Genomic DNA, 21,404 nt, shown 5'->3' with positions numbered 1-21,404 from the left:
TCGGGGCCTCCACGCTGGTCCGCGCGCCGCGTTGGCGCTAGGCGTCGTCCGCCGGGCGCGGCGGCTTCACGTTCGCGGGCGGGCGCGTCTCGGGGAGCATCGGCAGCTGGCCGGCGCGCAGCGCCTCGACGTGCAGCGCGCGGAGCGCGTCGACGTTCACCGAGTCGCGCAGCGGCGGCACGGCGCGGTTCGCCGACGAGCCTGTCGCGAGGCTCATGCCGGTCGCCCAGCCGCCGACGCTCACGGCGAGCAACGCTGCGATCGACGCGACGTTGCCGACGAGCCGGCTCGAGATCCGGTGCGTTCGCACCGGGGTGAGGACGACGCGGCGCGGAAGCTCGAGCAGCGGCGCCTCCCGGAGCTCCTCCGTCACCCAGCGGCTCTGCGCCTCGAAGGCGCGACAGTCCGCGCAGCGCGCGATGTGCCGCGCGGTCGCCCGCCGCTCGACCTCGGAGATCGCGCCGTCGAGCCCCTGCGAGAGGAGCGATCGTGTGCGGTCGCACCGAGACGGACGCATACCCGTCATGCTGACTTGGACGACCGAACGGCGGAGTGGTTAGTCGGAACCACGCGTCTCTAGAAGAGCTTCGTCCGGGGATCGAGCGCGATGCCGACGAGGATCATCGTGACGCCCATGGCGAGGAAGAGCCATGCCGTCGCCCGGGCGTCGGCCCGCTCGTCGCTCGTCGCGCTCCGCACTCCCTTCGAGAAGATGCCGACGCCGAGCAGGGATCCCAGAGCGTCGCCCTCCTCCTCCGAGCCGGCCGGTCGCAGCGGCCCTCGTACGCCGGCGAAGACGCCTAGCACGATCAGGAAGCATCCGACGAGGTAGAGGCCCGTCGCCGACGCGCGCCAGAAGGAGCTGCCGAGCGCGAGGCCGATGAGCCCGGAGACCAGCCCGATCGCGACGACAGCGGAGCCGAAGAGAACGACGATCCGTCGCGCGGCGGCGCGCATGGTGCGGCGGTCGCGCTATCCGGCCGACTCGACCGGCTGCGCGGCCGCCACGCTGCGATCGGCGATGTCCATCGGCCAGCGCTCGAGCGGGTAGTGGCAGGCGACGAGATGGTCGTGCGCGATCGGCGCGAGCGGCGGCGTCTCCACGTCGCAGTGACCCTGGTGGAACCTCGGGCAGCGCGGATGGAAGTTGCAGGCGACCGGCGGGTTGATCGGGTTGGGCACGTCACCCTCGAGCACCACCTGCTTCCGCGCGCGACCGATGTCGGGGCTCGCGATCGGCACGGCGCTGAGCAGAGCGCCGGTGTACGGGTGCTTGGGGTGGATGTACAGCTCGTCGCGGTCGGCCAGCTCGACCGCCTTGCCGAGGTACATGACCATCACGCGGTCGGAGATGTGCCGCACGACGTTGAGGTCGTGGGCGATGAAGACATAGGTGAGGCCGAACTCGCGCTGGAGGTCCTTCAGCAGGTTCAGGATCTGCGCCTGCACCGAGACGTCGAGCGCCGACACGGGCTCGTCGCAGACGATCAGCTTCGGGTTGACCGCGAGCGCGCGGGCGACGCCGATGCGCTGGCGCTGGCCGCCGGAGAACTCGTGCGGGAACCGGTTGTAGTGCTCGGGGTTCAAGCCGACCACCTCGAGCAGCTCCTGGACGCGCCGCTTGCGCTCGGCCGGCGTCCCGATGCCGTGGAGCTCGAGCGCCTCGCCGATGATGAAACCGACGCGCTTTCGGGCGTTGAGCGACGCGTACGGATCCTGGAAGACCATCATCATGTTCCGGCGCAGCGGCCGCATCTCGCGGCGCGAGAGGCCGGTGATGTCCTGGCCCTGGAAGACGACCCTGCCGCCGGTCGGCTCGAGCAGCTTGAGGATGCAGCGCACGAGCGTGGACTTGCCGCAGCCGGACTCGCCGACGATGCCGAGCGTCTCGCCTTCGCGCAGCGTGAACGAGACGCCGTCGACCGCCTTGACGGTCGCGATCTCCTTCTGGAAGACGATCCCCCGCGTGACCGGGAAGTGCTTCTTCAGGTCCTCGACGACGAGGAGCTCGTTGCCCGCGCCGACGGTGCTCATACGACGGCCCCGGCGGTCAGCGTCGCGACGAGCGCCGCGGCCTCGCGCGACTTGGTCTCCCCGTCGAGATGGCAGGCCTCCTCGTGCGCCGGGTCGCCCGAGGTGGCCTCGAGTCGCGGGTCCTTCTCGCGGCAGACGGGCATCGCGAAGGCGCAGCGCGGATGGAAGCGGCACCCCACGGGCGGGTTGAGCAGCGAGGGCGGCTGGCCGGGGATCTGGTACAGGCGCTCGACGTTCACGTCGAGTCGGGGCAGCGAGCCCATCAAGCCCCAGGTGTACGGATGTCGCGGCTCGTTGAAGATCGACCGCACCGCTCCCCGCTCGACGATCCGGGCGGCGTACATGACGATCACGTCGTCCGCGACCTCGGCGACGACGCCGAGGTCGTGCGTGATCATGATCACGGCAGAGCCGAAGTCCTCCTGCAGCCGCTTGAGCAGGGCGAGGATCTGCGCCTGCGTGGTCACGTCGAGCGCCGTCGTCGGCTCGTCGGCGATGATGAGGTCGGGGTTGTTGATGAGTGCCATCGCGATCATCACGCGCTGGCGCATGCCGCCCGAAAACTGGTGGGGGTAGTCGTCGATCCGTCGCTCGGCGCGAGGGATACCCACTGCCTTCAGCAGCTCGAGCGCGCGGGCGTACGCCTGCTTCCGCGACACGTCCTCGTGCAGAACCACTGCCTCGGCGAGCTGGCGACCGATCTTGTGCACGGGATTGAGCGACGTCATCGGGTCCTGGAAGATCATCGCGATCTCGTTCCCGCGCACCTCGCGCAGGCGGCTCTTCGAGACCTTCAGGAGATCCTCGCCGCGAAAGAGCACCTCGCCGCTCGAGACCGCGAACTTCGGGTCGTTGAGGCCCATCACCGTGAGGCAGGTGACGCTCTTCCCCGAGCCCGACTCGCCGACGATGCCGAGCACCTGGCCCGGCTCGACCTTGAAGCTGACGCCGTCGACGGCCCGGACGATGCCGTCGTCCGTTGAGAACTCGGTCCGCAGGTCGCGGACGTCGAGGAGCGGCTCGCTCATCCGAGGCAGCTTACGTGAGGCGAATGCGTGGATCGATCCACGCGTAGAGGAGGTCGACGACGAGCGAGAAGATGATGATCGCGATCGCGCCGAAGATGACCACGCCCTGCAGGACCGGGAGGTCGAAGCGGCCGATCGACTCGAGCGCGGTCCCGCCGAGGCCCTGGAGGCCGAAGACGGCCTCGATGAAGATCGCCCCGCCGAGCAGGAGGCCGATGTCCATGCCGACCATCGTCACGACGGGGAGCATCGCGTTGCGCAGCACGTGCACGCGGATCACCGTCCGCTCCGGCGCCCCCTTCGCGCGCGCCGTCCGCACGTAGTCCATGGTCAGGGTCTCCATCACCTCTGCTCGCACGAAACGGACGTAGGTGCCCGCCACCACGATCGCGAGCGTGAGACACGGCAGGATCATGTGGTACGCCCAGTCCCAGAGGCCGCCACAGGCCGCAGCCTCGGGCACGCTGAACACCTCGCAGTAGCCGGCGATCGGCGTGAGGCCGAGCTTGTAGCCGACCACGTAGGACAGGACGAGGCCGATCCAGAACGAGGGCAGCGAGATTCCGATCAGGACGTAGACCATCGCCAGCCTGTCGAGCAGCGATCGCGGCCGGAGCGCCGAGAAGATGCCGAGCGGGATCGCGAGGGAAAGGACCATGATCATCGCGCCGAACACGAGGGACGCCGTGATCGGGGCCGCGCGCAGGATCTCCTCGTTCACCGACTGGCGCGTCACGAACGACTGCCCGAGCGAGCCCTCGAGCACCAGCCGCTTCAAGAATTTCACGTACTGCACGTAGAACGGCTGGTCGAGGCCGAGGAACTTCTCGACCTCGTGGACGCGCTCCGGCGTCGCGGACTGGCCCGCCGCGAGGCGCGCCGGGTTCGCCGGGACGACGAAGAAGATGACGTAGGTGACGAACGTGACGGCGATGAACAGCACGCAGGCCCATAGCAGCCGTCTGATCAGGTATCGCAACACGCCGTCGGGAGGGTAGTCGAATCCGGTTTCGGAGGGAAGCGGGCGGGGGGAGCGTCGCTCCCCCCGCCCGGTGTGTCAGTGATGCCTGCGGTGCTCCGTTCCTACTTGGTGCAGATCTGCGTCCAGAGGATGCCCTGGGCGCCGGAGTACTGGAAGCAGCCGACCTTCGTGCTGGTCAGCCACCGCGCCGAAGTGGAGATGTACGGCGCGACGGGCGCTGCGTCCTTCATGATGTCGCGGTCGAGGATCGCGTACGCGTTCGTCCGCGCGTCTCCGGCCAGCTTGTAGGCCTGATCCATCCGCCCGTTGTACTTCGGATCGTTGAAGTACGACGCGTTGACGTTGTTGTCGGCCTGGATGCGGCGGCCGTCGAGCAGCACGTTGATGAAGTTCGCCGGATCCGGATAGTCGGCGAGCCAGCCCTCGAGCGTGAGGTCGAACGGCTCACCGCGGGTGGCGGTCTTCTCGTGCTGGACGACGCGATCGAACAGCTTGATCTCGACGTCGATGCCGATCTGCTTCAGGTTGAACTGCACGGACTGGGCGATGGGCGGCCCCTGCGCCGTGTTGAACGTGTACATCACGGCCTTGCCGTCCCGCGTGTTGCCCTGCGCAAGAGGCTTCGCCTTCGCGTAGTTCGGGCCCTTCAGCGAGTAGATGTCGAAGTTCTTGAAGCCCGGCATGCCCATCGGGATGAACTGATCCGAGCGGTTACCGGCCAGGTAGCCGTGCTGAGCGACCATGAAGCGCCGGTCGATCGCGTTGGCCACGGCCTGCCGCAGCTTCACGTTGTTCTGGAAGATGCCGCGCGAGGTGTTCATCGCGAGGTACCAGTTGCCGATCTGCGGCTTCACGAAGAACTGGCTCTTGTTGATGCCGTACTTGTCGGCGAGCTCCTTCGACTGCGCGGGCGGGAAGCCGCACAGGTCGGCCTCGCCGCGCTCGCACATCAGGCGCTGCGTCGCCGGGTCAGGACCGACGATCCAGCGGATCTGATCGAGGTTGGCCGCGAAGCCGAGCGACTTGAACGGCTCCTGGTTGTTCTTCCAGTACGGGTTGCGGACGGCCAGAGCGGAGTTCTTCGGGTTCCACTCCTTGAGGTAGTAGGGGCCGGCCGAGATGACCGGAGCCTTGATGCCCTCCGCCGTGAACGGCAGGTTCACCGGCACGGCCGAGAAGAACTGCATCGTCATCCGGGCGAGGAAGTCCGGCGCGACCTGCTTCAGCGTGACCGTGAAGACCTGGCCCTTGGCGCTGTAGCTCGCGATGTCGTCCATGAAGGACGACGCGGGCGACTGCATCGCGGTGTTCTTACCGCGATCGAACGCCCGCTTGAAGTTCGCGGCGGTCACCGGCTTGCCGTCGGAGAACCGGAAGCCCTTCTTGATCGTGAACGTGTAGGTCTTGCCGCCGTTCGTGACCCGCGGCATCGGCGACGCCATGCCGGCGAGGCGGTTGCGCGCAGGGCCCTCGGTGTGCGGGTAGTAGAGGAGCGTCAGGTTCGTCGCCCCCATCATGTTCCACGAGTGGCTGAAGTAGGCGAGACCCGGATCGACGTAGTCGAAATCGCTCCGGTTCACGAGTGTGAGCGACCCGCCCTTCTTCGCCGTCGCGGTCGCGCTACCCGCCCCGGCGCCCGACGCGGTCGATGCGAACATCGCCGCGGCGAGCAGAGAAGCCCCGATCGCGGTCATGACGACCGAGGCCAGCATGCGTCCCTTCATTTCACTCCTTTCCGAGTGCAGCCCGGCTGGGTTCCGGGCAGAGGCACCATTCGCCCGTCTCGTATGACGGACGGCACGGTGGTTTGTTAGAGACAGGAGAAGAATTTCCCTTTGAAGGGTTTTCGGCGCGCGGCGCGACCGCGTGTGTGTTGCTCATGTGAAGGAGAGGACTAGAGCCTGGAGCGAGGGTCGAATGCGTCCCGCAGGCCGTCGCCGAGCAGGTTGAAGGCGAGGGTGGTGAGCACGACGGCGATACCGGGCCACAGCATCAGGAGCGGCACGGTGGTGTAGTAGTTCGGCGCCTCGGCGAGCAGGTTGCCCCAGCTCGCTGTGGGCAGCTGGATGCCGACGCCGAGGAACGAGAGAGCGGCCTCGAAGAGGATGTAGCTCGCCACGATGAGCGACGAGTAGACGATGATCGGAGCCATCAGGTGCGGGAGCAGGTGCGAGCGGATGATCCGCGTGTCGCTCGCCCCCGTCATCAAGGCCGCCTCCACGAACTCCTTCTCGCGGAGCGAGAAGACCTTCGCCCGGATGATCCGCGCCGGATAGAACCAGCCGAAGATCGTGAAGATGAGGACGAGCGTCACGACGCCCTCCCCGAGCAGTCCGCCGAACGTCACGCTGTTCAGCCGGCTTCCCGCCGTGGACGCGAGCGCGATCGCGAAGAGGATCACGGGGAACGCCATCGTGATCTCGGTGAGTCGCGCCACGATCGTGTCGATCCAGCCGCGGTAGTAGCCGGCCATCGCGCCGAGCGTGACTCCGATGGTCATCACGAAGAACGTCGAGATGAGCGCCACCTGCAGCGACACGCGGCCGCCGTAGAGCAACCGCAGGAACTCGTCGCGCCCGAGCGTCCCGTCCGCCCCGAGGATCAGAAGGTCGGTGTTACCGGTGTCGTAGTTCGAGACGTGGGACATCGGCCCGACGGGGAGCAGGCCGTCGTCGAGCGCGTCCGGGAAGATCTGGTTCGGGCCGTGCCCGAGCAGCTGCTCCGCGAGCCAGGCGCCGGGATAGACGGCGATGATGAGGAAGACGAGGAACACGATGCTCGCGATCGCGACGCGGTCGCGCTTGAAGCGGCGCCAGACCTGCTCCCAATACCCGCGCGCGCGGACCTCTCCCGCAGACGTCTCGGGGACGGGCGCGAATTCGGTCTCGCCGATCTCGCGGCCGAGTGCCTGGTCGGGTGTCTGGCTCGTGGTCGACACGTGAGCGGGTGGAGAATAGCGCAGGGCCCCGTGAAATAGGACGTCGCGCAGGTGAAAAGGATGGGGATCCGGCCAGGGGACTGGCCCTGGGACTAGGCGAGCGCGTCCGCGCCCGCGACGACCTCGAGGATCTCCTGCGTGATCTCCGCCTGGCGGGCCCGGTTCATCTCGAGCGTCAGCCCGTCGATCAGCTCCCCGGCGTTCTTCGACGCGTTCCGCATCGCGGTCATTCGCGCGCCCTGCTCGGAGGCCGACGACTCGAGCAGCGCGCGGTAGATCTGCGTCTCCACGTAGACCGGGAGGAGCCGCTCGAGGATCTCCTCGGGCTCGGGCTCGAAGATGAAGTCGCCGCGGAGCGCGTCGTCGCGGCGCTCCTCCTCGTCGGTCTCGAGGATGTCGGCCGAGATCGGGAGGATCTCCTGCTCCGTGACCGTCTGCGTCAGGGCGGAGACGAACGTGTTGTAGACGAGCACGACGCGGTCGACCTCGCCCTCGACGAAGAGCTCCGCGGCGCGGTGCGCGATCGCCTGGGCATTGGAGTACGCGGGCGCGTCGGTGAAGCCCACGAAGGTGCCGTCGAGAGTCCGGCGCCGGAACGTCAGCGTCGAGCGGCCCTTCTTCCCGACGGCGAGCCAGCGGACGTTCTGCCCCTCGTCGGCGAGGCGGCGGTCGAGCGCGAACGCGCGGCGCATGACCTGCGCGTTGAACGCGCCCGCGAGCCCGCGGTCCCCGGAGAGCGGCACGATGAGCGTGGTCGCGGTCGTCTCGCGCTGCTCGAGCAGCGGGAGGCCGCGGACCGAGCCTGCCGCGCGGCCGACGCCTGCGATCAGCTCGCGCATGGTGTCGGCGTACGGCCGCATCGCCTCGATGCGGGTCTGCGCGCGTCGGAGCTTCGCAGCGGCGACGAGCTCCATTGCCCGCGTGATCTTCCGCGTGTTCCGGACCGAGCGAATTCGGCGCTTGTAGTCCTGGACCGATGCCACTCCGCTTACGCTCCGCGGCTTCGGTCTGGAAGAGCTGCTCTTCCAGTGATTTCAGTGGCGTAGCTGCTGGAATCACCCAACAAGGCCGCGCTCCTCCTCCACGTTGAACGACTCCTGGAAACGCTTGAGCGCCTCTTCGAGCTTTGCGGCCGTCTCGTCGGCAAGGTCGCCGGTCTCGCGGATCGCCCCGTAGATCGATCCTTCGGCGCGCAACGTCTCACGGAGCTCCTCCTGGAAGCGCGGCACCTGGCCGACCGGCACGCGGTCGAGGAAGCCGTGGATGCCCGCGTAGATCGCGACGACCTGCTCCTCCATGGGCCACGGCTGGTACTGCGGCTGGTTGAGCGTCGCGACCATCCGTTCGCCGCGGGCGAGCGCCTGCTGCGTCGCCGCGTCGAGCTCCGAGCCGAACTGCGCGAACGCCTCGAGCTCGCGGTACTGCGCCAGGTCGAGGCGCAGGCGACCCGCAACCTTCTTCATCGCCTTCGTCTGCGCGTTGCCGCCGACGCGCGAGACCGAGATCCCGACGTTGATCGCGGGCCGAATGCCCGAGTAGAAGAGGCTCGACTCGAGGAAGATCTGCCCGTCCGTGATCGAGATGACGTTCGTCGGGATGTATGCGGCGACGTCGCCCGCCTGCGTCTCGATCACCGGGAGTGCGGTCAGCGAGCCGCCGCCGAGCTCGTCCGAGAGCTTGCAGGCGCGCTCGAGGAGACGTGAGTGGAGGTAGAACACGTCGCCGGGAAAGGCCTCGCGACCCGGAGGCCGGCGCAGCAGCAGCGAGAGCTGCCGGTACGCGTCCGCGTGCTTCGAGAGGTCGTCGTAGATCACGAGCGCGTGCTTGCCGTTGAAGAGGAAGTGCTCGCCCATCGCGGCACCCGCGAACGGCGCCATCCACTTGATCGGCGCCGCCTCCTGCGCGGGAGCGGAGATCACGATGGTGTACTCCATCGCGCCCGTGTCGCGCAGCCGCTCCACCACCTGCGCGACGGTGGAGGCCTTCTGACCGACCGCGACGTAGATGCAGATCACGTCCTCGCCGCGCTGGTTGATGATCGCGTCGACGCCGATCGCGGTCTTGCCGGTGCCGCGGTCGCCGATGATCAGCTCGCGCTGCCCGCGGCCGATCGGGATCATCGAGTCGATCGCCTTGAGCCCGGTCTGCAGCGGCTCGTTCACCGGCTGGCGCTGGATCACGCCGGGGGCCTTGAACTCGAGCTGCCGCGTCTCCGTCGCCTCGATCGGCCCCTGGCCGTCGAGCGGGCTTCCGAGCGGGTCGACGACGCGGCCGAGCAGGCCGTCGCCGACCGGCACGCTCATCACCTCACCCGTGCGGCGCACGGGCTCGCCCTCCTTGACGTGCTGCCACTCGCCGAAGAGCGCGACGCCGACGTTGTCCTCCTCGAGGTTGAACGCGATGCCGACGACGCCGTGCTCGAACTCGAGCCGCTCGAGGGCGACGCAGTTCTCGAGCCCGTACACGCGGGCGATGCCGTCGCCGACCTGGAGCACGGTGCCGACCTCCGAGAGATCGGTCTCCACGTCGTACTGCTCGATCCGCTGCTTGAGGATCGAGGTGATCTCTTCGGGGCGTAGCTTCACGACAGAAGTCTCCTTGGGTAGCGCCTAGGTTCGGGAAACGAGCTCTCTGCGCAGGCGATCGAGGCGCCCGCGGACGCTCGCGTCGACGCGGAGCGAGCCGGCCTGGAGGATCAGCCCGCCGATCAGGTCGGGGTCGACGGTGCGGGTCGCCTCGACGGTCCGGCCCGACGCCTGCTCGATCCTGGAGACGATCGCCTTCGCCTCGTCGTCGCCCAGGTCGTAGGCCGTCGTCAGCTCCACCTTGAGGCGACCTTGCTCGCGATCGACGATCGCCTCGAACTCCTCGGCGATCGCCCGGAACTGGCCGCCGCGCCCCTTCGAGGCGACGACACGCACGAAGTTCCGGACGACCGGGTCCGCCCCGGTCGTGATCTCGTCGAGGACGCTTGCCTTCGCAGGCGGGTCGAGCTGCGGGTTGGCGAGGAACGCCTCGAGCTCCGGTGTCGTCTCGAGCGCCGACACCAGCTCGGCGAGCTCGTCGCGCGCGATGTCGATGCGGCCCTGGTCTCGCGCGGCCTCGAAGAGCGCGCGCGCGTACATGCGGTGGGCGACGGCCATGCGGTCGGGGTCAGCTCCTGCGGTCCTCGAGCGCGGAGAAGTCGAGACCCTGGACAGCCTCCTCGACGAGGCGCCGCTGGTCCTCGTTGTCGAGCACCTTGCCGACGACGCGCTGCGTCGCCTCGACGGTGAGGTCGGCGACTTCGCTGCGGATCTGGCCGATCGCGCGCACGGTCTCGGCGTCGATCTGCTTGCGCGTGTCCTCGAGCCGGCGCTGCCGCTCGGCCTCGACCTCCTGCTTGGCGCGGTCGAGCTGCGCGTCCGCCACCTTGCGCGTCTCGGCGAGGATGTCGGCCGACTCGGAGCGCGCCTGGGCGAGGATCGCGCGGTTCTGCTCGAGCAGCTCGCGGGCCTCGTTGCGCGCGTTGTCTGCCTCCTCGACCGCCTGCCGGATTCGGTCGCGGCGGTCGTCGATCGTCTTCTGGATCGGGCCGAAGGCGTACTTCTTGAGCACGAAGAACGTGATTCCGAACGCGATCAGCGTCCAGATCATGAGGCCCGGTACGACCTTGATCAGGTCGTTCGAGGACTCCGCTGCGAGCAGGCCGACCATGCTCAGATGAGGACGTAGGCGAGCAGGCCGCCGATGAGGCCGTAGAACACGACCGCCTCGGTGAGAGCGAAGCCGAGCCACTGGATGCCCTGCAACTCGCCGCGGAGCTCGGGTTGCCGGGCGACGGCCTGGATCATCGAGCCGAAGATGTTGCCGATGCCGATGCCCGCGCCGAGCGAGCCGAGGCCGATACCGAGCGCGAGCGCGACCGCCTTGCCGGCGTCGGCGACGTCGCCCGTGGTCTCGGCGAGGAAGAAGAACGAGGACAGCATGGGTACGGCTCCTCCTTAGTGTTCCGGCTCGATCGCCGAGCCGATGTAGATGGCGGACAGGGCGGCGAAGATGTACGCCTGGATCGAGACGACGATCACGACCTCGAACAGGTAGAAGACCGCCGCGGCGGGCACCGCGATCACGGCCAGCAGGACGTTCTCGATGATGAAGATCAGCCCGAGGAACGTGAGGATCAGCATGTGGCCCGCGAGCATGTTCGCGTAGAGACGCACGGAGAGGCTGATCAGGCGCATGAACTGCCCGAGGATCTCGAGGGGGACGATCAGCGGGTACATCGCCTTTGGGACGTCGGGGATCCAGCTCTTGAAGTACTTCCAGGTGCCGTTCGCGCGGATGCCCTCGACGTGCGTGAAGACGAATGTCATCAGCGCGAGAGCGAGCGTGGTCGACAGCGTCGACGTCGCGGCGAAGAGCGCGAGGGTCGGGACCTTCACGCCGGCGATCGTCACCTTCTCGTCCGAGAGCGGTAGCGGGATGAAGCCGAGCATGTTGATCACCCAGATGAAGATCATCAGGGTCGCGACATACGGGAACCAACGGCCGATCGCCTTCGTCGGGAGCCCCTGCTCCGCCACCTGCACCTGGGCGACCTCGTAGATCGTCTCGCCGAGCGCCTGCCGTCGCGTCGGCTCCGAGCCGACCTTCACCCGCATGAAGACGATCCCGATCAGGCACGACACGAGCGCCCCGAGCAGCAGGTAGGCGACGGCCTTGTTGATCGACATGTCGATCGGCCCGAGGTGGATCGGGATCCACTCGTGGAGCGTCCACTCCGACGCGGGGTTGAACTTCTCCTCGTCCGTCCCGTTCTCCTCGGCCGCGAGCGCGACGGCGGGCAGCGCCAGCAGGAAGAAGGTCGAGAGGGCTGCGATGCGCCGCGTCACGCGCGTGCCTCCTGGCCGAAGTACTCGACGAGCGACACGGCGAGCTCGACGGTGAACGCGAGCACGTACACGCCAGCCGCGGCCATGCCAAGGCGCTCGTCGGCGGCGGTCACCGCGACGAGGGGTATGCCGATCAGGAGAGCCCTGAAACTCGTGCCGATCCCGCGCATGCCTGCGGCGGCGAGGTTACCCGTGCCGAGTGGGAGACGCGTCAGGAGGAGGGCGAACAGCTGTCCCGCGAGCCAGAGCGTCGCCGCGAGGAGCCACCCACGCAGCGGCCAGCCGGCGGCGACGAAGACCGGGAGCGCGAGCGCGACGACGGCCGAGCCGGCGAGCGCTGGAACGAGGCGCCCGGGGACCGGGCGCGGCGTCTCGAAGACTCGCGCGTTCACGATCCCGCGCGCGAGTAGACGGTGTAGACGACGCCGATCGAGAGCGGAATGCCGAGGATCGCTCCGAGGAGGAGGCCGATGCCGGCAGAGCCGACGAGCCAGCCGAGGAGCGCCCCGACGGCCATCGCGAGCCCGACCGTCCCGAGCAGCAGCCCGGAGGCGGTGGCGAGCGAATGGGGTGACGACGGAGCGGCGGCGGCCATCGGGACCGGGAGCATACCACCCTGCTTGTAACAGCCCCATTCCGCTCCATAGAGCCGAATGAGGCTAAGTTAGTGGCAGCTGTGGAGCGCATCGTCCTCGTCCACGGGAGCGTCGTCGGCGGCCGCGCCACCTGGCGCGAGCAGCGCCGCTCGGTCACCGAGGAGGCCGAGCTCGTGGTGCTCGAGCGGCCGGGCTTCCCGCCTGGGCCGCTCGAAGCGGTCGACTTCGAGCCTCACGCGGAGTGGGTCGCGGAGCGTCTCGAGGAGGGCGACCACCTCGTGGGCCACTCCTACGGCGGAGTCGTGACCTTGCTCGCTGCGGCCGAGGTCGGCGACCGACTGGCCTCTCTCACGGTGCTCGAGCCGCCGTGCACGCGCGTCGCGCTGGACGATCCCGTCGTGGCCGAGTTCGCGCGCGCCGGCGCCGACCTCTACGCGAGCGGCGCCCGTCTCGACCCCGAGACGTTCCTGCGCACCTTCCTCGCCGCCGTCGGCTCGGACTTCGACCCACCCTCTCCGCTGCCGCCCGCCCTCGAGCAGGGGGCGAGGGCGCTCGCGGTCGAGCGCGGCCCCTGGGAGGCGGACATACCGCTCGACGCGCTCCGGGCGCTCGGGATCCCGACGCTCGTCGTCTCGGGCGCGCACCACGCCGCGTTCGACGCGATCTGCGACGTCCTCGAGCGCGAACTCGATGCAGAGCGGCTCGTCGTCCGCGGCCACGGGCACAACCCGCAGCTCTCGCCGGGGTTCACCCATGCATTGCTCGACTTCGTCGGGCGTGCCGCGGCGACGCGCCGGTCGGTGTCCGGCTTCGAGTCGGACGCCAACGGGCCGCCACCTACACGACGAGCTTGACGAGCAACACGATCGCGACGATCGCCGCGACGAAGAGCACCAGGATGACGAGGCCGAACACCGCGAGCCCCGTCAGCGCTTTCGTCGGTACAGCCCTCTCACCGGCGAAGCCCGCCTCGATCTTTCGCTCGACGTCGGCCTGGATCTTCCGCGAGAGGCGCTCGCCGAAGTCCATCGGCTCCTCCTGCTCGGCCCTGAGCGGCGGGAAGCTCGCGGGCAACCCGTCGATCACGAGCTGCGTGACCTGCTCCGGCTCGTCGATGTCCTTGAGGTGGACGGCGCCGAGGTCGCGCTTCGAGACCCCGTCCGGCAGCGCGCCCGAGACGAGCGCCGCCGTCGTCGCCGAGAGCAGGACCTGTCCGCCGTGCCCCGCGGCGCAGATCCGCGCCGCGCGGTGGACGTCGATCCCGACGTAGCCCTCTTCCCCGACGACGGGCTCTCCCGTGTGGAGGCTCATCCGGACGCGCAGGTCGGTGCCCCCGGGCCACGCGTGCGAGGCGAGCGCGCGCTGTGCCGCGACGGCGGCGGCGACGGCGTCCCGGGCTCGTTCGAAGCAGAAGAAGAACGCATCGCCCTGCGTGTCGATCTCCTGACCGTCCCGCACGGCGAACTCGTCGCGAATGAGGCGCCGGTGCTCGGCGAGAACCTCGGCGTACCCGTCGCCGAGCCGCTTGAGAAGCTCGGTCGAGCCGGCGATGTCCGTGAAGACGAACGTGACCGTGCCGCCGCGCAGCACGTCAGGCGGCATCAGGCGCTGAGCCGCTGCTCGTCGTCGCGCTCCGACCGCCGGCGGCGGACGCGCGGGTTCGCGAGCTTCACGATCTCGAGCAGGTAGATCACGTACACGGAGAAGGCGAGCGCGGAGAGCGCGATCACGACGACCGCGATCGTTTCCCCCGCGTGCCAGTGGCCACCGGCGCGGAAGGGGATGAACCGCGTCGCGAGCGCCGCGGCCCCGAGGCTCGCCGTCCAGGCCCACATCGTCACGGCAGCGCGCCGCTGCGAGAACCCGATGTCCATGAACCGGTGATGGAGATGCGAGCGGTCGGGTGACGAGATCGGCCGTCGATACTTGAGCCGCTTCGCGACGACGAAGGACGTGTCGATGATCGGCACGGCGAGGATCAGGAGCGGCAGGACGAGGACGACGGTCGACGCCGTCTTCAGCAGGCCCGCGACCGAGACCGTCGCGAGCGTGAAGCCGAGCACGAGCGCGCCCGAGTCACCCATGAAGATCCTGGCCGGGAAGAAGTTGTGGCGCAGGAAGCCGATGCACGCCCCCGCGACGATCGCCGAGAGAACCGCGGCGTCGATCTTGCCGAGCGAGAGCGCGAGCGTCGCAAAGGTCAGGCCGGCGATCGCGCAGACGCCCGACGCCAACCCGTCCATCCCGTCCAGGAAATTGACCATGTTCATCACGGCCACGATCCACACGACGGTCAACGGCATGCCCACCCACGCCGGCAGGTCGACGGCGCCGACGAACGGGAACGTGAAGTGGTCGACCCACACGCCGAACGCGCACGGAATCGCCGCGGCGGCGACCTGGCCCGCGAGCTTCGGCACCGGGTCGAGGCCGCGGAAGTCGTCGACCGCGCCGACGACGCACGCCACCGCCGCGCCGAGCAGGATCCCGCGCATCTCCCCGGAGAGGTCGAGGAAGGCGAGCGACGGGACGAGGATCCCGAGGAAGATCGCGAGCCCCCCGAGCCGCGGGATCGGCCGCTTGTTCAGCCTCCTGGCGTCGGGCTGGTCGACGACGCCGAGCAGCCGCGCCATGCCGCCCACCGCGGGGGTCAGGAGCACGACGATGCCGAAGGCGATCAGCGCCCCCCACAGGACTTCGGGGCTGGCGCGGAGATCCTCGAACATGTAGCGGCCTACTTCGTGCCGTAGAGCCGGTCGCCTGCGTCACCGAGGCCGGGCACGATGAAGCCCTTCTCGTTGAGCGCTCGGTCGACCGCGGCGACGACGATCGCGACGTCCGGATGGTCGCGGTGGATCCGCTCGATGCCCTCGGGCGCCGCGATGAGGGCGATCAGCCGCACGGACGTCGCGCCGGCGGCCTTCACCGTCTCCACTGCGGCCGTCGTCGAGTTCCCCGTCGCGAGCATCGGGTCGAGCAGGATCACGTCGCGGTCGGCGATGTCCCCGGGCAGCTTGACGAAGTACTCGACCGCCTCGAGCGTCTCCTCGTCGCGGTACAGCCCGATGAAGCCGACGCGGGCACCCGGGATCAGCGAAAGCACGCCGTCCAGCATCCCCACCCCCGCGCGCAGGATCGGGCAGATCGCGACCTTCTTCCCCGAGATCCGGCGCGCGGTCGTCTGCTCGATCGGAGTCTCGATCTCGACCTCCTCGTCCGCGAGGCCCTTCGTCGCCTCGTACGTGAGGAGCAGCGTCAGCTCGTTGACGAGCTGCCGGAACATCTGCGTCGTCGTCGTCACGTCGCGGAGCAGGCCGAGCTTGTGCTGCACGAGCGGGTGCGCCACTTCCGTGACGCTGCGCGCCACGGACGTGCTGGGTGAGCTGGTCTCGACCATGCTCTTCTAGTCGCTCTCGCCGGAGGCGGGAGCGACATCCGCGAGAAAGGTCGGATAGCCGCGGAAGCCCGGGTACAGCGGCCGCCGCTCGCACAGGTCCGTCGCCCGGCCATGGAGCTCGACGAGGTCGGCGTCCGGGCCGAGCGCACCGACGATGATCCGTCCGACCTCCCGGAAGTCCTCCTCGTCGAAGCCTCGCATCGTCGCCGCCGGCGTGCCGACGCGGATGCCGGACGCGATCGTCGGCGGGCGCTCGTCGAAGGGCACCGTGTTCCGGTTCGTCGTGAGGGCGACCGCATGGAGGCGCTCTTCCGCGTCCTTGCCCGACCAGCCCGTCGAGCGCAGGTCGAGCTGCAGCAGATGCGTGTCGGTGCCGCCGGCGACGAGGTCGATGCCGCCCGCGAGGAGCGTCTCGGCGAGGACGTCCGCGTTGTCGCGCACCTGCTGTTGGTAGGCGCGAAAGCCGTCGGTCGCGGCAATGCGGAAGCACGTCGCCTTCGCCGCGATCACGTGCTCGAGCGGCCCGCCCTGGAGCCCGGGGAACACCGCCCGGTCGATCGCCTGGGCGTGCTCCTCACGGCAGAGCACGAGCCCTGCGCGCGGCCCCGCGAGCGTCTTGTGGGTCGTGGACGTCACGACGTCGCAGTGCTCGACCGGGTTCGGGTGCAGGCCGGCGGCGACGAGGCCGGCGAAGTGCGCCATGTCGCACCAGAGCAACGCGCCGACCTCATCGGCGACGCGGCGGAACATCGCGGTGTCGACCGTGCGCGGATACGCGGAGCCGCCGCAGATGACGATCTTCGGCCGGTGCTCGCGCGCGAGCGCGCGCACCTCGTCCTCGTCGACGACGCCGGTCTCGCGCGAGACGCCGTAGTGGACGATCGTGTAGAGCCGGCCGGAGAAGTTGACCTTCAGCCCGTGCGTGAGGTGACCGCCGTGGTCGAGCCGTAGGGAGAGCACCGTGTCGCCCGGCTCGAGCAGCCCGTGGTAGACGGCCATGTTCGCCTGCGCCCCGGCATGCGGCTGCACGTTCGCGTGCTCCGCGCCGAAGAGTGTCTTCGCGCGGTCGATCGCGAGCTGCTCGATCTCGTCGACGAACTCGCAGCCACCGTAGTAGCGGCGCCCCGGATATCCCTCCGCGTACTTGTTCGTCAGGACGGAGCCGACGGCTTCGAGCACCGCCGGCCACGTGAAGTTCTCCGACGCGATCAGCTCGATCTGGCCGCGCTGACGATCGGCCTCCCGGCCGATCAACGCAGCGACCTCGGGATCGTGCTCCGCGAGCCCCCCGATCCGCAGACGCTCGAGGTGGTCGGCGGCGATTGCCACGGGACGATGCTACTCGCTGCCGCGGCGCGGCAGCCCGCCGGGTCAGCCCTGGAGGACGACCGACTGCGTGAAGTCGCGTCTCCGGTCGACGCGCGCCCGGTCGCGTCCCGGCCCGCCGAAGACGAGGTCGACGCCGCCGCCGCGCGCGACGACGAAGTCGTTGCCCGCCCCGCCGAGCACACGATCGCGACCGTTCCCCGGAACGAGGTAGTCGGCGCCCGGGCCACCCGCGAGCACGTCGTCGCCACCGCGACCGACGAGCACATCTCCGCCGCCGAGGCCGCAGATCACGTCGCGGCCGCGGGTCCCCACCAGGCGGTCCGGGCCGTTCGTCCCCACGATCGTGCAGCGGAGGGCCCGGCCGCGCTCGTCCCGCGGCCGCGATGCTGTCCCGAACGTGGCGGTGACGCCCGTCGCCGTGCCGGCGCCGTTCTCCGCCACCACGCGGAAGCCGTAGCGCGTGCCGGGCCGGAGCCCGGCGAGACCGATGTCCACGCGGCTCGGCGACGCCGACGCCGCCGCCGCGACCACGGTGGCGCTCCGCGAGACGAGGACTCCCCGTCGCGTGAGCTCGACCCAGACGCGCGCCGCGAGCCCGTTCGTCGTCACGTCCACGCCGATGCGGGCCTGGCCGAGCGAGATGCGCGAGGCGCTCGCGCGCCCGATCGTCGGCACGCCGGCAGTGCGAAAGACCACATCGGCGCCCCTCGTCGTCCCCGCGGAGCTCCGCGCGACGAGCCGCGCGTGGTACTCCGTGCCCGGCGTCAGCCCTGCGAGCGTCTCCGAGACGGCGACTGCTCCGCGCCCGGAGCCCGCGCTTCTGACGACCGTCGAGGTCCCGTACGACGTCGTCGTCCCGAGCTCGAACCACCAGTTCGTCGAGCGCCCGACCGGGTCGACGCTGCCGGTCAGGACGACGTTGACTCCGGTGACCTGCGGCTGGCCGGTCGTCGCGAGCGGTCCGGCGCTGGTCGTGAAGGACCTCGTGTTCCCCGCTGTCGTCGCCGCGTCGCTCCGTGCGAGGAGGCGGTAGTAGTAGCGAGTCCCCGGCTGCAGGCCCGCGAGCTGCGCCTCGATGGGCGTGGAGCGGGTCCCGAACCCGGCGTTCAGGTCGCCGGTCCGGCTCCCGAGCGACGTCGACGTCCCGAACTCGAACCACGCCGCGGTGCCGCGCCCGTTCGGGTTGACCGAGCCGGTCACGCGGGCGGTCGAGACGGTGATCGTGTCCGCGCCCCCGGTGGCAACCGACGGGCCACGGTCTGTGCGGAAGGACCTGTCTGCGCCGCGGGTCGTGCCGAGGTCGTTCGCCGCGACGAGACGGAAGTGGTACGTGACCCCGGCCCGCAGGCCGTTCAGGCGCAGCGACACCGACACGGGCTCGGTGGCCGACCCCGCCGAGCCGGTGTCGGTCCGCGACCCGTAGCCGGTGCTCGTGCCGTACTCGATCCACCAGCCCGTCGAGCGGCCGTTCGGGTCGACCGACCCCCCGACGGTCGCCGACGACGGCCCGAGCGCCCAGGCATTGGCTGTCACGACCGCGGGCGCGGAGCGGGTCTGGAACGTCGCATCCGCGCCCCGGCTCGTCCCGCTCGCGTTCGTGGCGACGAGGCGGTAGTGGTACGTGACGCCCGTCGTGAGGCTCCGCAGCTGCTCGGTGACGTCGACCTGGCCCGTCCCGTTGCCCGCGCTCCGTGTATCGGTTCGGCTCCCGTACGAGGTCGTCGCGCCGTACTCGACGTACCAGCTCGTGGCCTCACCGCCCGGATCGACCTTGCCCGTGACGACTGCGGTCGTCGCGCCGACCGAGGTCGCCCCACCGGTGGTCGCGGTCGGCTGCTTCGCGAGCGCCTGCGGCACGACGACGAGTGCGAGCACTGCGACGGCGGCGGCGAGCGTGCGTCCCACAGCGCCGAGTCTTCTCCTGCCGAGTTAGATCCACGTCGGCTCGCGGTTAACGATCCGTAAGAGCGTCGGCGGCGCGTTCGAGCGCCTCCGCACCCGGAACGGCACCCTCGCGCAGGACCCGCGGCTCGGCGCCCGTGACGTCGACCACGGTCGACGGGGTACCCGGCAGCTCGCCGCCGTCGACGACCGCCCCGACGGCCGCGACGAGCTCGGAGGGAATCTCGTCGACACGCCTCGGGTCGACGCCGCCGGGGAGGTTGGCGCTCGTCGCGACGAGCGCGCCGAGCGCCGCGAGCACCTCTCGCCCGGGCCCGTCGAGCGCCGGGACGCGCACGCCGATCGCATCCGGCCGCTCGGCGTTCAGCCACGCGTAGCGGCGCCCGGGGTTCGGGAGCACGAGCGTGAAGGGGCCCGGGAGGAGGGCGCGGGCGACCCGGAGCGCGGCGCCCGGCAGCTCGGGCACGCGGCCGAGCAGCTCGTCGACGGACACGAGCACGAGGGCCGTGGGCTGGATCGAGGCCCGACCCTTGGCCGCGTAGAGCCTACGGGCCGCGACCTCGTTCTCGCCGTCGGCGGCGAGGCCGTAGACCGTGTCGGTGGGGACGATCGCGAGCCCGCCGGCGCGGAGCGTCGCAATCGCCGGCGCGACGTCGTCCCGGCTCACGGGCGCGACCACCGTCCTTCGACGACCCGGTCGCGGCCGGCGAGGTCTGCGGTCGTGCGGACCTCGACGAAACCCTCGGCTTCGAGCAGCGACGCAACGGCGGCCGCGGCGCCCTCGTGCACCTCGAGGACGAGCGCGCCGTCCGGGCGGAGCACGTTCGCGGCCTCCCGTACGACTCCTTCGGTGTGCCCGCGCCCGACGAGCGCGACGCCGGGCTCCCACTCGACGACGCCCGACGGGAGGGACGGGAGCTCCTCCTCGCGGACGTACGGTGGGTTCGAGACCACGAGATCCCAGCCCTCACCCGGAAGGCCGTCGAAGAGGTCGTGGTGCCGCAGCTCGACGGGGAGTCCGGTTCGCTCGACGTTCTCCCGCGCGAGCGCGAGGGCGTCCTCCGACACGTCGACGGCCGTCACGCGAGCGCCGGGGTGCTCGTCCGCGATCGCGAGCGCGATCGCACCGGTGCCCGTGCCGACGTCGAGCACCCGCGGCGCGTCGCTCGCACCGATCAGCGCCAGGCAGCGCTCGACCACCACCTCGGTCTCGGGCCGCGGGATGAGCGCCCGCCGGTCGACGTGCAGCGTGAGCCGGCGGAAGCCCCACTCGCCGAGGACGTACTGGAGTGGCTCGCCGCCCGCCCGGCGTGCGAGGAGACGCCGTGCGGTGCCGAGCTCGGCGTCGCCGAGCGGCCGGTCGAGGTGCATGTACAGCTCCACACGCTCCATTCCGAGCGCCTGGGCGAGCAGCCGCTCCGCGTCGAGGCGCGGCTGCTCGAAACCCTTTCCCGCGAGGTGCTCGGTCGACGTGCGGAGAACGTCGCCGATCGTCAGCACGACCCGGGGCCGGCAGGCCGCGGAGCGCTCACACCGCCGCCTCGAGCGCCCGGCGGCGCTCCTCCGCCTGCAGGGCGTCCGTGAACTCGTCGAGGTCGCCGTCGAGGATCTGGTCGAGGCGGTGAACGGTGTGCTTGACGCGGTGGTCCGTGAGCCGGTTCTCGGGGAAGTTGTACGTCCGCACCTTCTCGGCCCGCTCGCCGGTCCCGACCTGCGAGCGTCGCGCGGCGGCGACCTCCGCCTGCTGCCGCTCGCGCTCCGCCTCGTAGAGGCGCGCACGGAGGACGCGCATCGCCTTCTGCTTGTTCTGGAGCTGCGACTTCTCGTCCTGCATCGAGACGACGATCCCGGTCGGAAGGTGCGTGATCCGCACGGCCGAGTCCGTCGTGTTGACCGACTGGCCGCCTGGGCCGGTGGAGCGGTACACGTCGATCTTCAGGTCCTTGTCGTCGATCGCGATCTCGACCTCCTCGGCCTCCGGCATCACCGCGACCGTGGCGGTCGACGTGTGGATCCGCCCCTGCGACTCCGTCGTCGGGACGCGCTGGACGCGGTGCGTGCCGCCCTCCCACTTGAAGACCGAGAACGCGCCGTCCCCCTTCACGGCGAATACGGCCTCCTTGACCCCGCCGCCCTCGTTCTCGCTCGTCGACAGCAGCTCGGTGCGGTAGCCGCGGCGCTCGGCATAGCGCTGCAGCATGCGGGTCACCTCACCCGCCCAGAGCGCCGCCTCGTCGCCGCCGACGCCCTGCCTCACCTCGACGATCACGTCCTTGGCGTCGGCGGGGTCGCGTGCGACGAGGGCGAGCTTGAGCTCGTCCTCG

General features: G+C 70.0%; 24 protein-coding genes. 1 reads left to right on the top strand and 23 read right to left on the bottom strand.

What is annotated here, in order from left to right; genetic code table 11:
• Window positions 1-37: 37 nt before the first annotated feature.
• The 15 genes from VNM44_RS00245 to VNM44_RS00175 form a co-directional block, all read right to left on the bottom strand.
• The gene (locus tag VNM44_RS00245; protein WP_325621328.1) at window positions 38-517 is read right to left on the bottom strand and encodes a zf-HC2 domain-containing protein; all 480 of its coding nucleotides are present in this window, start codon (window positions 515-517) and stop codon (window positions 38-40) included.
• A 59-nt stretch (window positions 518-576) separates the two neighbouring features.
• Window positions 577-957 (bottom strand): hypothetical protein, encoded by a 381-nt coding sequence (locus VNM44_RS00240; protein ID WP_325621326.1) that lies wholly within the window; start codon window positions 955-957, stop codon window positions 577-579.
• Between the two features lie 15 nt (window positions 958-972).
• The gene (locus VNM44_RS00235; RefSeq protein ID WP_325621324.1) at window positions 973-2,034 is read right to left on the bottom strand and encodes a dipeptide ABC transporter ATP-binding protein; all 1,062 of its coding nucleotides are present in this window, start codon (window positions 2,032-2,034) and stop codon (window positions 973-975) included.
• Window positions 2,031-3,062 carry an ABC transporter ATP-binding protein gene (locus VNM44_RS00230; protein WP_325621322.1) on the bottom strand — a complete coding sequence of 344 codons (1,032 nt, stop codon included), beginning with the start codon at window positions 3,060-3,062 and terminating at the stop codon, window positions 2,031-2,033. Before VNM44_RS00230 ends, VNM44_RS00235 begins: the two co-directional genes overlap by 4 nt.
• A 10-nt stretch (window positions 3,063-3,072) precedes the next feature.
• On the bottom strand, window positions 3,073-4,044 hold the full coding sequence (locus tag VNM44_RS00225; RefSeq protein ID WP_325621320.1) for an ABC transporter permease: 972 nt from the start codon (window positions 4,042-4,044) through the stop codon (window positions 3,073-3,075).
• 101 nt (window positions 4,045-4,145) lie between these two features.
• Window positions 4,146-5,768 (bottom strand): ABC transporter substrate-binding protein, encoded by a 1,623-nt coding sequence (locus tag VNM44_RS00220; RefSeq protein ID WP_325621318.1) that lies wholly within the window; start codon window positions 5,766-5,768, stop codon window positions 4,146-4,148.
• Between the two features lie 170 nt (window positions 5,769-5,938).
• The gene (locus VNM44_RS00215) at window positions 5,939-6,982 is read right to left on the bottom strand and encodes an ABC transporter permease (protein ID WP_325621316.1); all 1,044 of its coding nucleotides are present in this window, start codon (window positions 6,980-6,982) and stop codon (window positions 5,939-5,941) included.
• 92 nt (window positions 6,983-7,074) lie between these two features.
• Window positions 7,075-7,965: an ATP synthase F1 subunit gamma gene (atpG, locus tag VNM44_RS00210; protein WP_325621314.1), complete on the bottom strand. Its 891-nt coding sequence runs from the start codon at window positions 7,963-7,965 to the stop codon at window positions 7,075-7,077.
• 72 nt (window positions 7,966-8,037) lie between these two features.
• Entirely contained in the window at window positions 8,038-9,567 is a 1,530-nt protein-coding gene (gene atpA / locus VNM44_RS00205) for a F0F1 ATP synthase subunit alpha (protein ID WP_325621312.1), read from the bottom strand.
• A gap of 24 nt (window positions 9,568-9,591) precedes the next feature.
• On the bottom strand, window positions 9,592-10,125 hold the full coding sequence (gene atpH / locus VNM44_RS00200; RefSeq protein ID WP_325621311.1) for an ATP synthase F1 subunit delta: 534 nt from the start codon (window positions 10,123-10,125) through the stop codon (window positions 9,592-9,594).
• Window positions 10,126-10,135: 10 nt separating this feature from the next.
• Complete coding sequence (gene atpF, locus VNM44_RS00195) at window positions 10,136-10,678, bottom strand: F0F1 ATP synthase subunit B (protein WP_325621310.1); 543 nt, start codon at window positions 10,676-10,678, stop codon at window positions 10,136-10,138.
• Between the two features lie 2 nt (window positions 10,679-10,680).
• On the bottom strand, window positions 10,681-10,950 hold the full coding sequence (locus VNM44_RS00190) for an ATP synthase F0 subunit C (protein ID WP_325621309.1): 270 nt from the start codon (window positions 10,948-10,950) through the stop codon (window positions 10,681-10,683).
• Between the two features lie 15 nt (window positions 10,951-10,965).
• Window positions 10,966-11,856 carry a F0F1 ATP synthase subunit A gene (gene atpB / locus VNM44_RS00185; protein ID WP_325621307.1) on the bottom strand — a complete coding sequence of 297 codons (891 nt, stop codon included), beginning with the start codon at window positions 11,854-11,856 and terminating at the stop codon, window positions 10,966-10,968.
• Complete coding sequence (locus VNM44_RS00180; RefSeq protein ID WP_325621305.1) at window positions 11,853-12,248, bottom strand: hypothetical protein; 396 nt, start codon at window positions 12,246-12,248, stop codon at window positions 11,853-11,855. Before VNM44_RS00180 ends, atpB begins: the two co-directional genes overlap by 4 nt.
• Window positions 12,245-12,451 carry a hypothetical protein gene (locus VNM44_RS00175; protein WP_325621302.1) on the bottom strand — a complete coding sequence of 69 codons (207 nt, stop codon included), beginning with the start codon at window positions 12,449-12,451 and terminating at the stop codon, window positions 12,245-12,247. The genes VNM44_RS00180 and VNM44_RS00175 overlap by 4 nt, the downstream gene beginning before the upstream one ends.
• Before the next feature lie 72 nt (window positions 12,452-12,523).
• Here VNM44_RS00175 and VNM44_RS00170 point away from each other — a divergent pair, with 72 nt between their 5' ends.
• Window positions 12,524-13,306: an alpha/beta fold hydrolase gene (locus tag VNM44_RS00170; RefSeq protein WP_325621300.1), complete on the top strand. Its 783-nt coding sequence runs from the start codon at window positions 12,524-12,526 to the stop codon at window positions 13,304-13,306.
• Here the strand turns inward: VNM44_RS00170 and VNM44_RS00165 are convergent.
• The 8 genes from VNM44_RS00165 to prfA form a co-directional block, all read right to left on the bottom strand.
• Window positions 13,290-14,054 carry an adenylate/guanylate cyclase domain-containing protein gene (locus VNM44_RS00165; protein WP_325621298.1) on the bottom strand — a complete coding sequence of 255 codons (765 nt, stop codon included), beginning with the start codon at window positions 14,052-14,054 and terminating at the stop codon, window positions 13,290-13,292. The genes VNM44_RS00170 and VNM44_RS00165 overlap by 17 nt on opposite strands.
• The gene (locus tag VNM44_RS00160) at window positions 14,054-15,178 is read right to left on the bottom strand and encodes an MraY family glycosyltransferase (protein WP_325621296.1); all 1,125 of its coding nucleotides are present in this window, start codon (window positions 15,176-15,178) and stop codon (window positions 14,054-14,056) included. Before VNM44_RS00160 ends, VNM44_RS00165 begins: the two co-directional genes overlap by 1 nt.
• Window positions 15,179-15,186: 8 nt before the next feature.
• Window positions 15,187-15,849 carry a uracil phosphoribosyltransferase gene (gene upp, locus VNM44_RS00155; protein WP_325621294.1) on the bottom strand — a complete coding sequence of 221 codons (663 nt, stop codon included), beginning with the start codon at window positions 15,847-15,849 and terminating at the stop codon, window positions 15,187-15,189.
• Window positions 15,850-15,855: 6 nt separating this feature from the next.
• On the bottom strand, window positions 15,856-17,178 hold the full coding sequence (gene glyA / locus VNM44_RS00150; protein ID WP_325621292.1) for a serine hydroxymethyltransferase: 1,323 nt from the start codon (window positions 17,176-17,178) through the stop codon (window positions 15,856-15,858).
• A gap of 42 nt (window positions 17,179-17,220) precedes the next feature.
• Complete coding sequence (locus VNM44_RS00145; RefSeq protein ID WP_325621290.1) at window positions 17,221-19,083, bottom strand: hypothetical protein; 1,863 nt, start codon at window positions 19,081-19,083, stop codon at window positions 17,221-17,223.
• Window positions 19,084-19,129: 46 nt separating this feature from the next.
• Window positions 19,130-19,747: an L-threonylcarbamoyladenylate synthase gene (locus tag VNM44_RS00140; protein ID WP_325621288.1), complete on the bottom strand. Its 618-nt coding sequence runs from the start codon at window positions 19,745-19,747 to the stop codon at window positions 19,130-19,132.
• The gene (prmC, locus tag VNM44_RS00135; protein WP_325621286.1) at window positions 19,744-20,580 is read right to left on the bottom strand and encodes a peptide chain release factor N(5)-glutamine methyltransferase; all 837 of its coding nucleotides are present in this window, start codon (window positions 20,578-20,580) and stop codon (window positions 19,744-19,746) included. The genes VNM44_RS00140 and prmC overlap by 4 nt, the downstream gene beginning before the upstream one ends.
• Before the next feature lie 28 nt (window positions 20,581-20,608).
• Window positions 20,609-21,404, bottom strand: a 796-nt coding sequence (gene prfA, locus VNM44_RS00130; protein ID WP_325621284.1) for a peptide chain release factor 1, incomplete at its 5' end; no start/stop codon positions are given.

The sequence above is a fragment of the Gaiella sp. genome, from assembly GCF_035558935.1.
GTDB lineage: Bacteria > Actinomycetota > Thermoleophilia > Gaiellales > Gaiellaceae > Gaiella.
Note: the sequence above shows the minus strand (reverse complement) of the source record. Positions and strands in the feature narration are given on the sequence as shown.

What these genes read in the sequence shown, in the direction of transcription:
- atpH (WP_325621311.1), bottom strand. Translation starts at nt 10,125, where the DNA reads ATGGCCGTCGCCCACCGCATGTACGCGCGCGCGCTCTTCGAGGCCGCG.
- VNM44_RS00245 (WP_325621328.1), bottom strand. Translation starts at nt 517, where the DNA reads ATGCGTCCGTCTCGGTGCGACCGCACACGATCGCTCCTCTCGCAGGGG.
- VNM44_RS00160 (WP_325621296.1), bottom strand. Translation starts at nt 15,178, where the DNA reads ATGTTCGAGGATCTCCGCGCCAGCCCCGAAGTCCTGTGGGGGGCGCTG.
- VNM44_RS00240 (WP_325621326.1), bottom strand. Translation starts at nt 957, where the DNA reads ATGCGCGCCGCCGCGCGACGGATCGTCGTTCTCTTCGGCTCCGCTGTC.
- VNM44_RS00235 (WP_325621324.1), bottom strand. Translation starts at nt 2,034, where the DNA reads ATGAGCACCGTCGGCGCGGGCAACGAGCTCCTCGTCGTCGAGGACCTG.
- VNM44_RS00230 (WP_325621322.1), bottom strand. Translation starts at nt 3,062, where the DNA reads ATGAGCGAGCCGCTCCTCGACGTCCGCGACCTGCGGACCGAGTTCTCA.
- VNM44_RS00165 (WP_325621298.1), bottom strand. Translation starts at nt 14,054, where the DNA reads ATGCCGCCTGACGTGCTGCGCGGCGGCACGGTCACGTTCGTCTTCACG.
- upp (WP_325621294.1), bottom strand. Translation starts at nt 15,849, where the DNA reads ATGGTCGAGACCAGCTCACCCAGCACGTCCGTGGCGCGCAGCGTCACG.
- VNM44_RS00175 (WP_325621302.1), bottom strand. Translation starts at nt 12,451, where the DNA reads ATGGCCGCCGCCGCTCCGTCGTCACCCCATTCGCTCGCCACCGCCTCC.
- VNM44_RS00220 (WP_325621318.1), bottom strand. Translation starts at nt 5,768, where the DNA reads ATGAAGGGACGCATGCTGGCCTCGGTCGTCATGACCGCGATCGGGGCT.
- atpF (WP_325621310.1), bottom strand. Translation starts at nt 10,678, where the DNA reads ATGGTCGGCCTGCTCGCAGCGGAGTCCTCGAACGACCTGATCAAGGTC.
- VNM44_RS00190 (WP_325621309.1), bottom strand. Translation starts at nt 10,950, where the DNA reads ATGCTGTCCTCGTTCTTCTTCCTCGCCGAGACCACGGGCGACGTCGCC.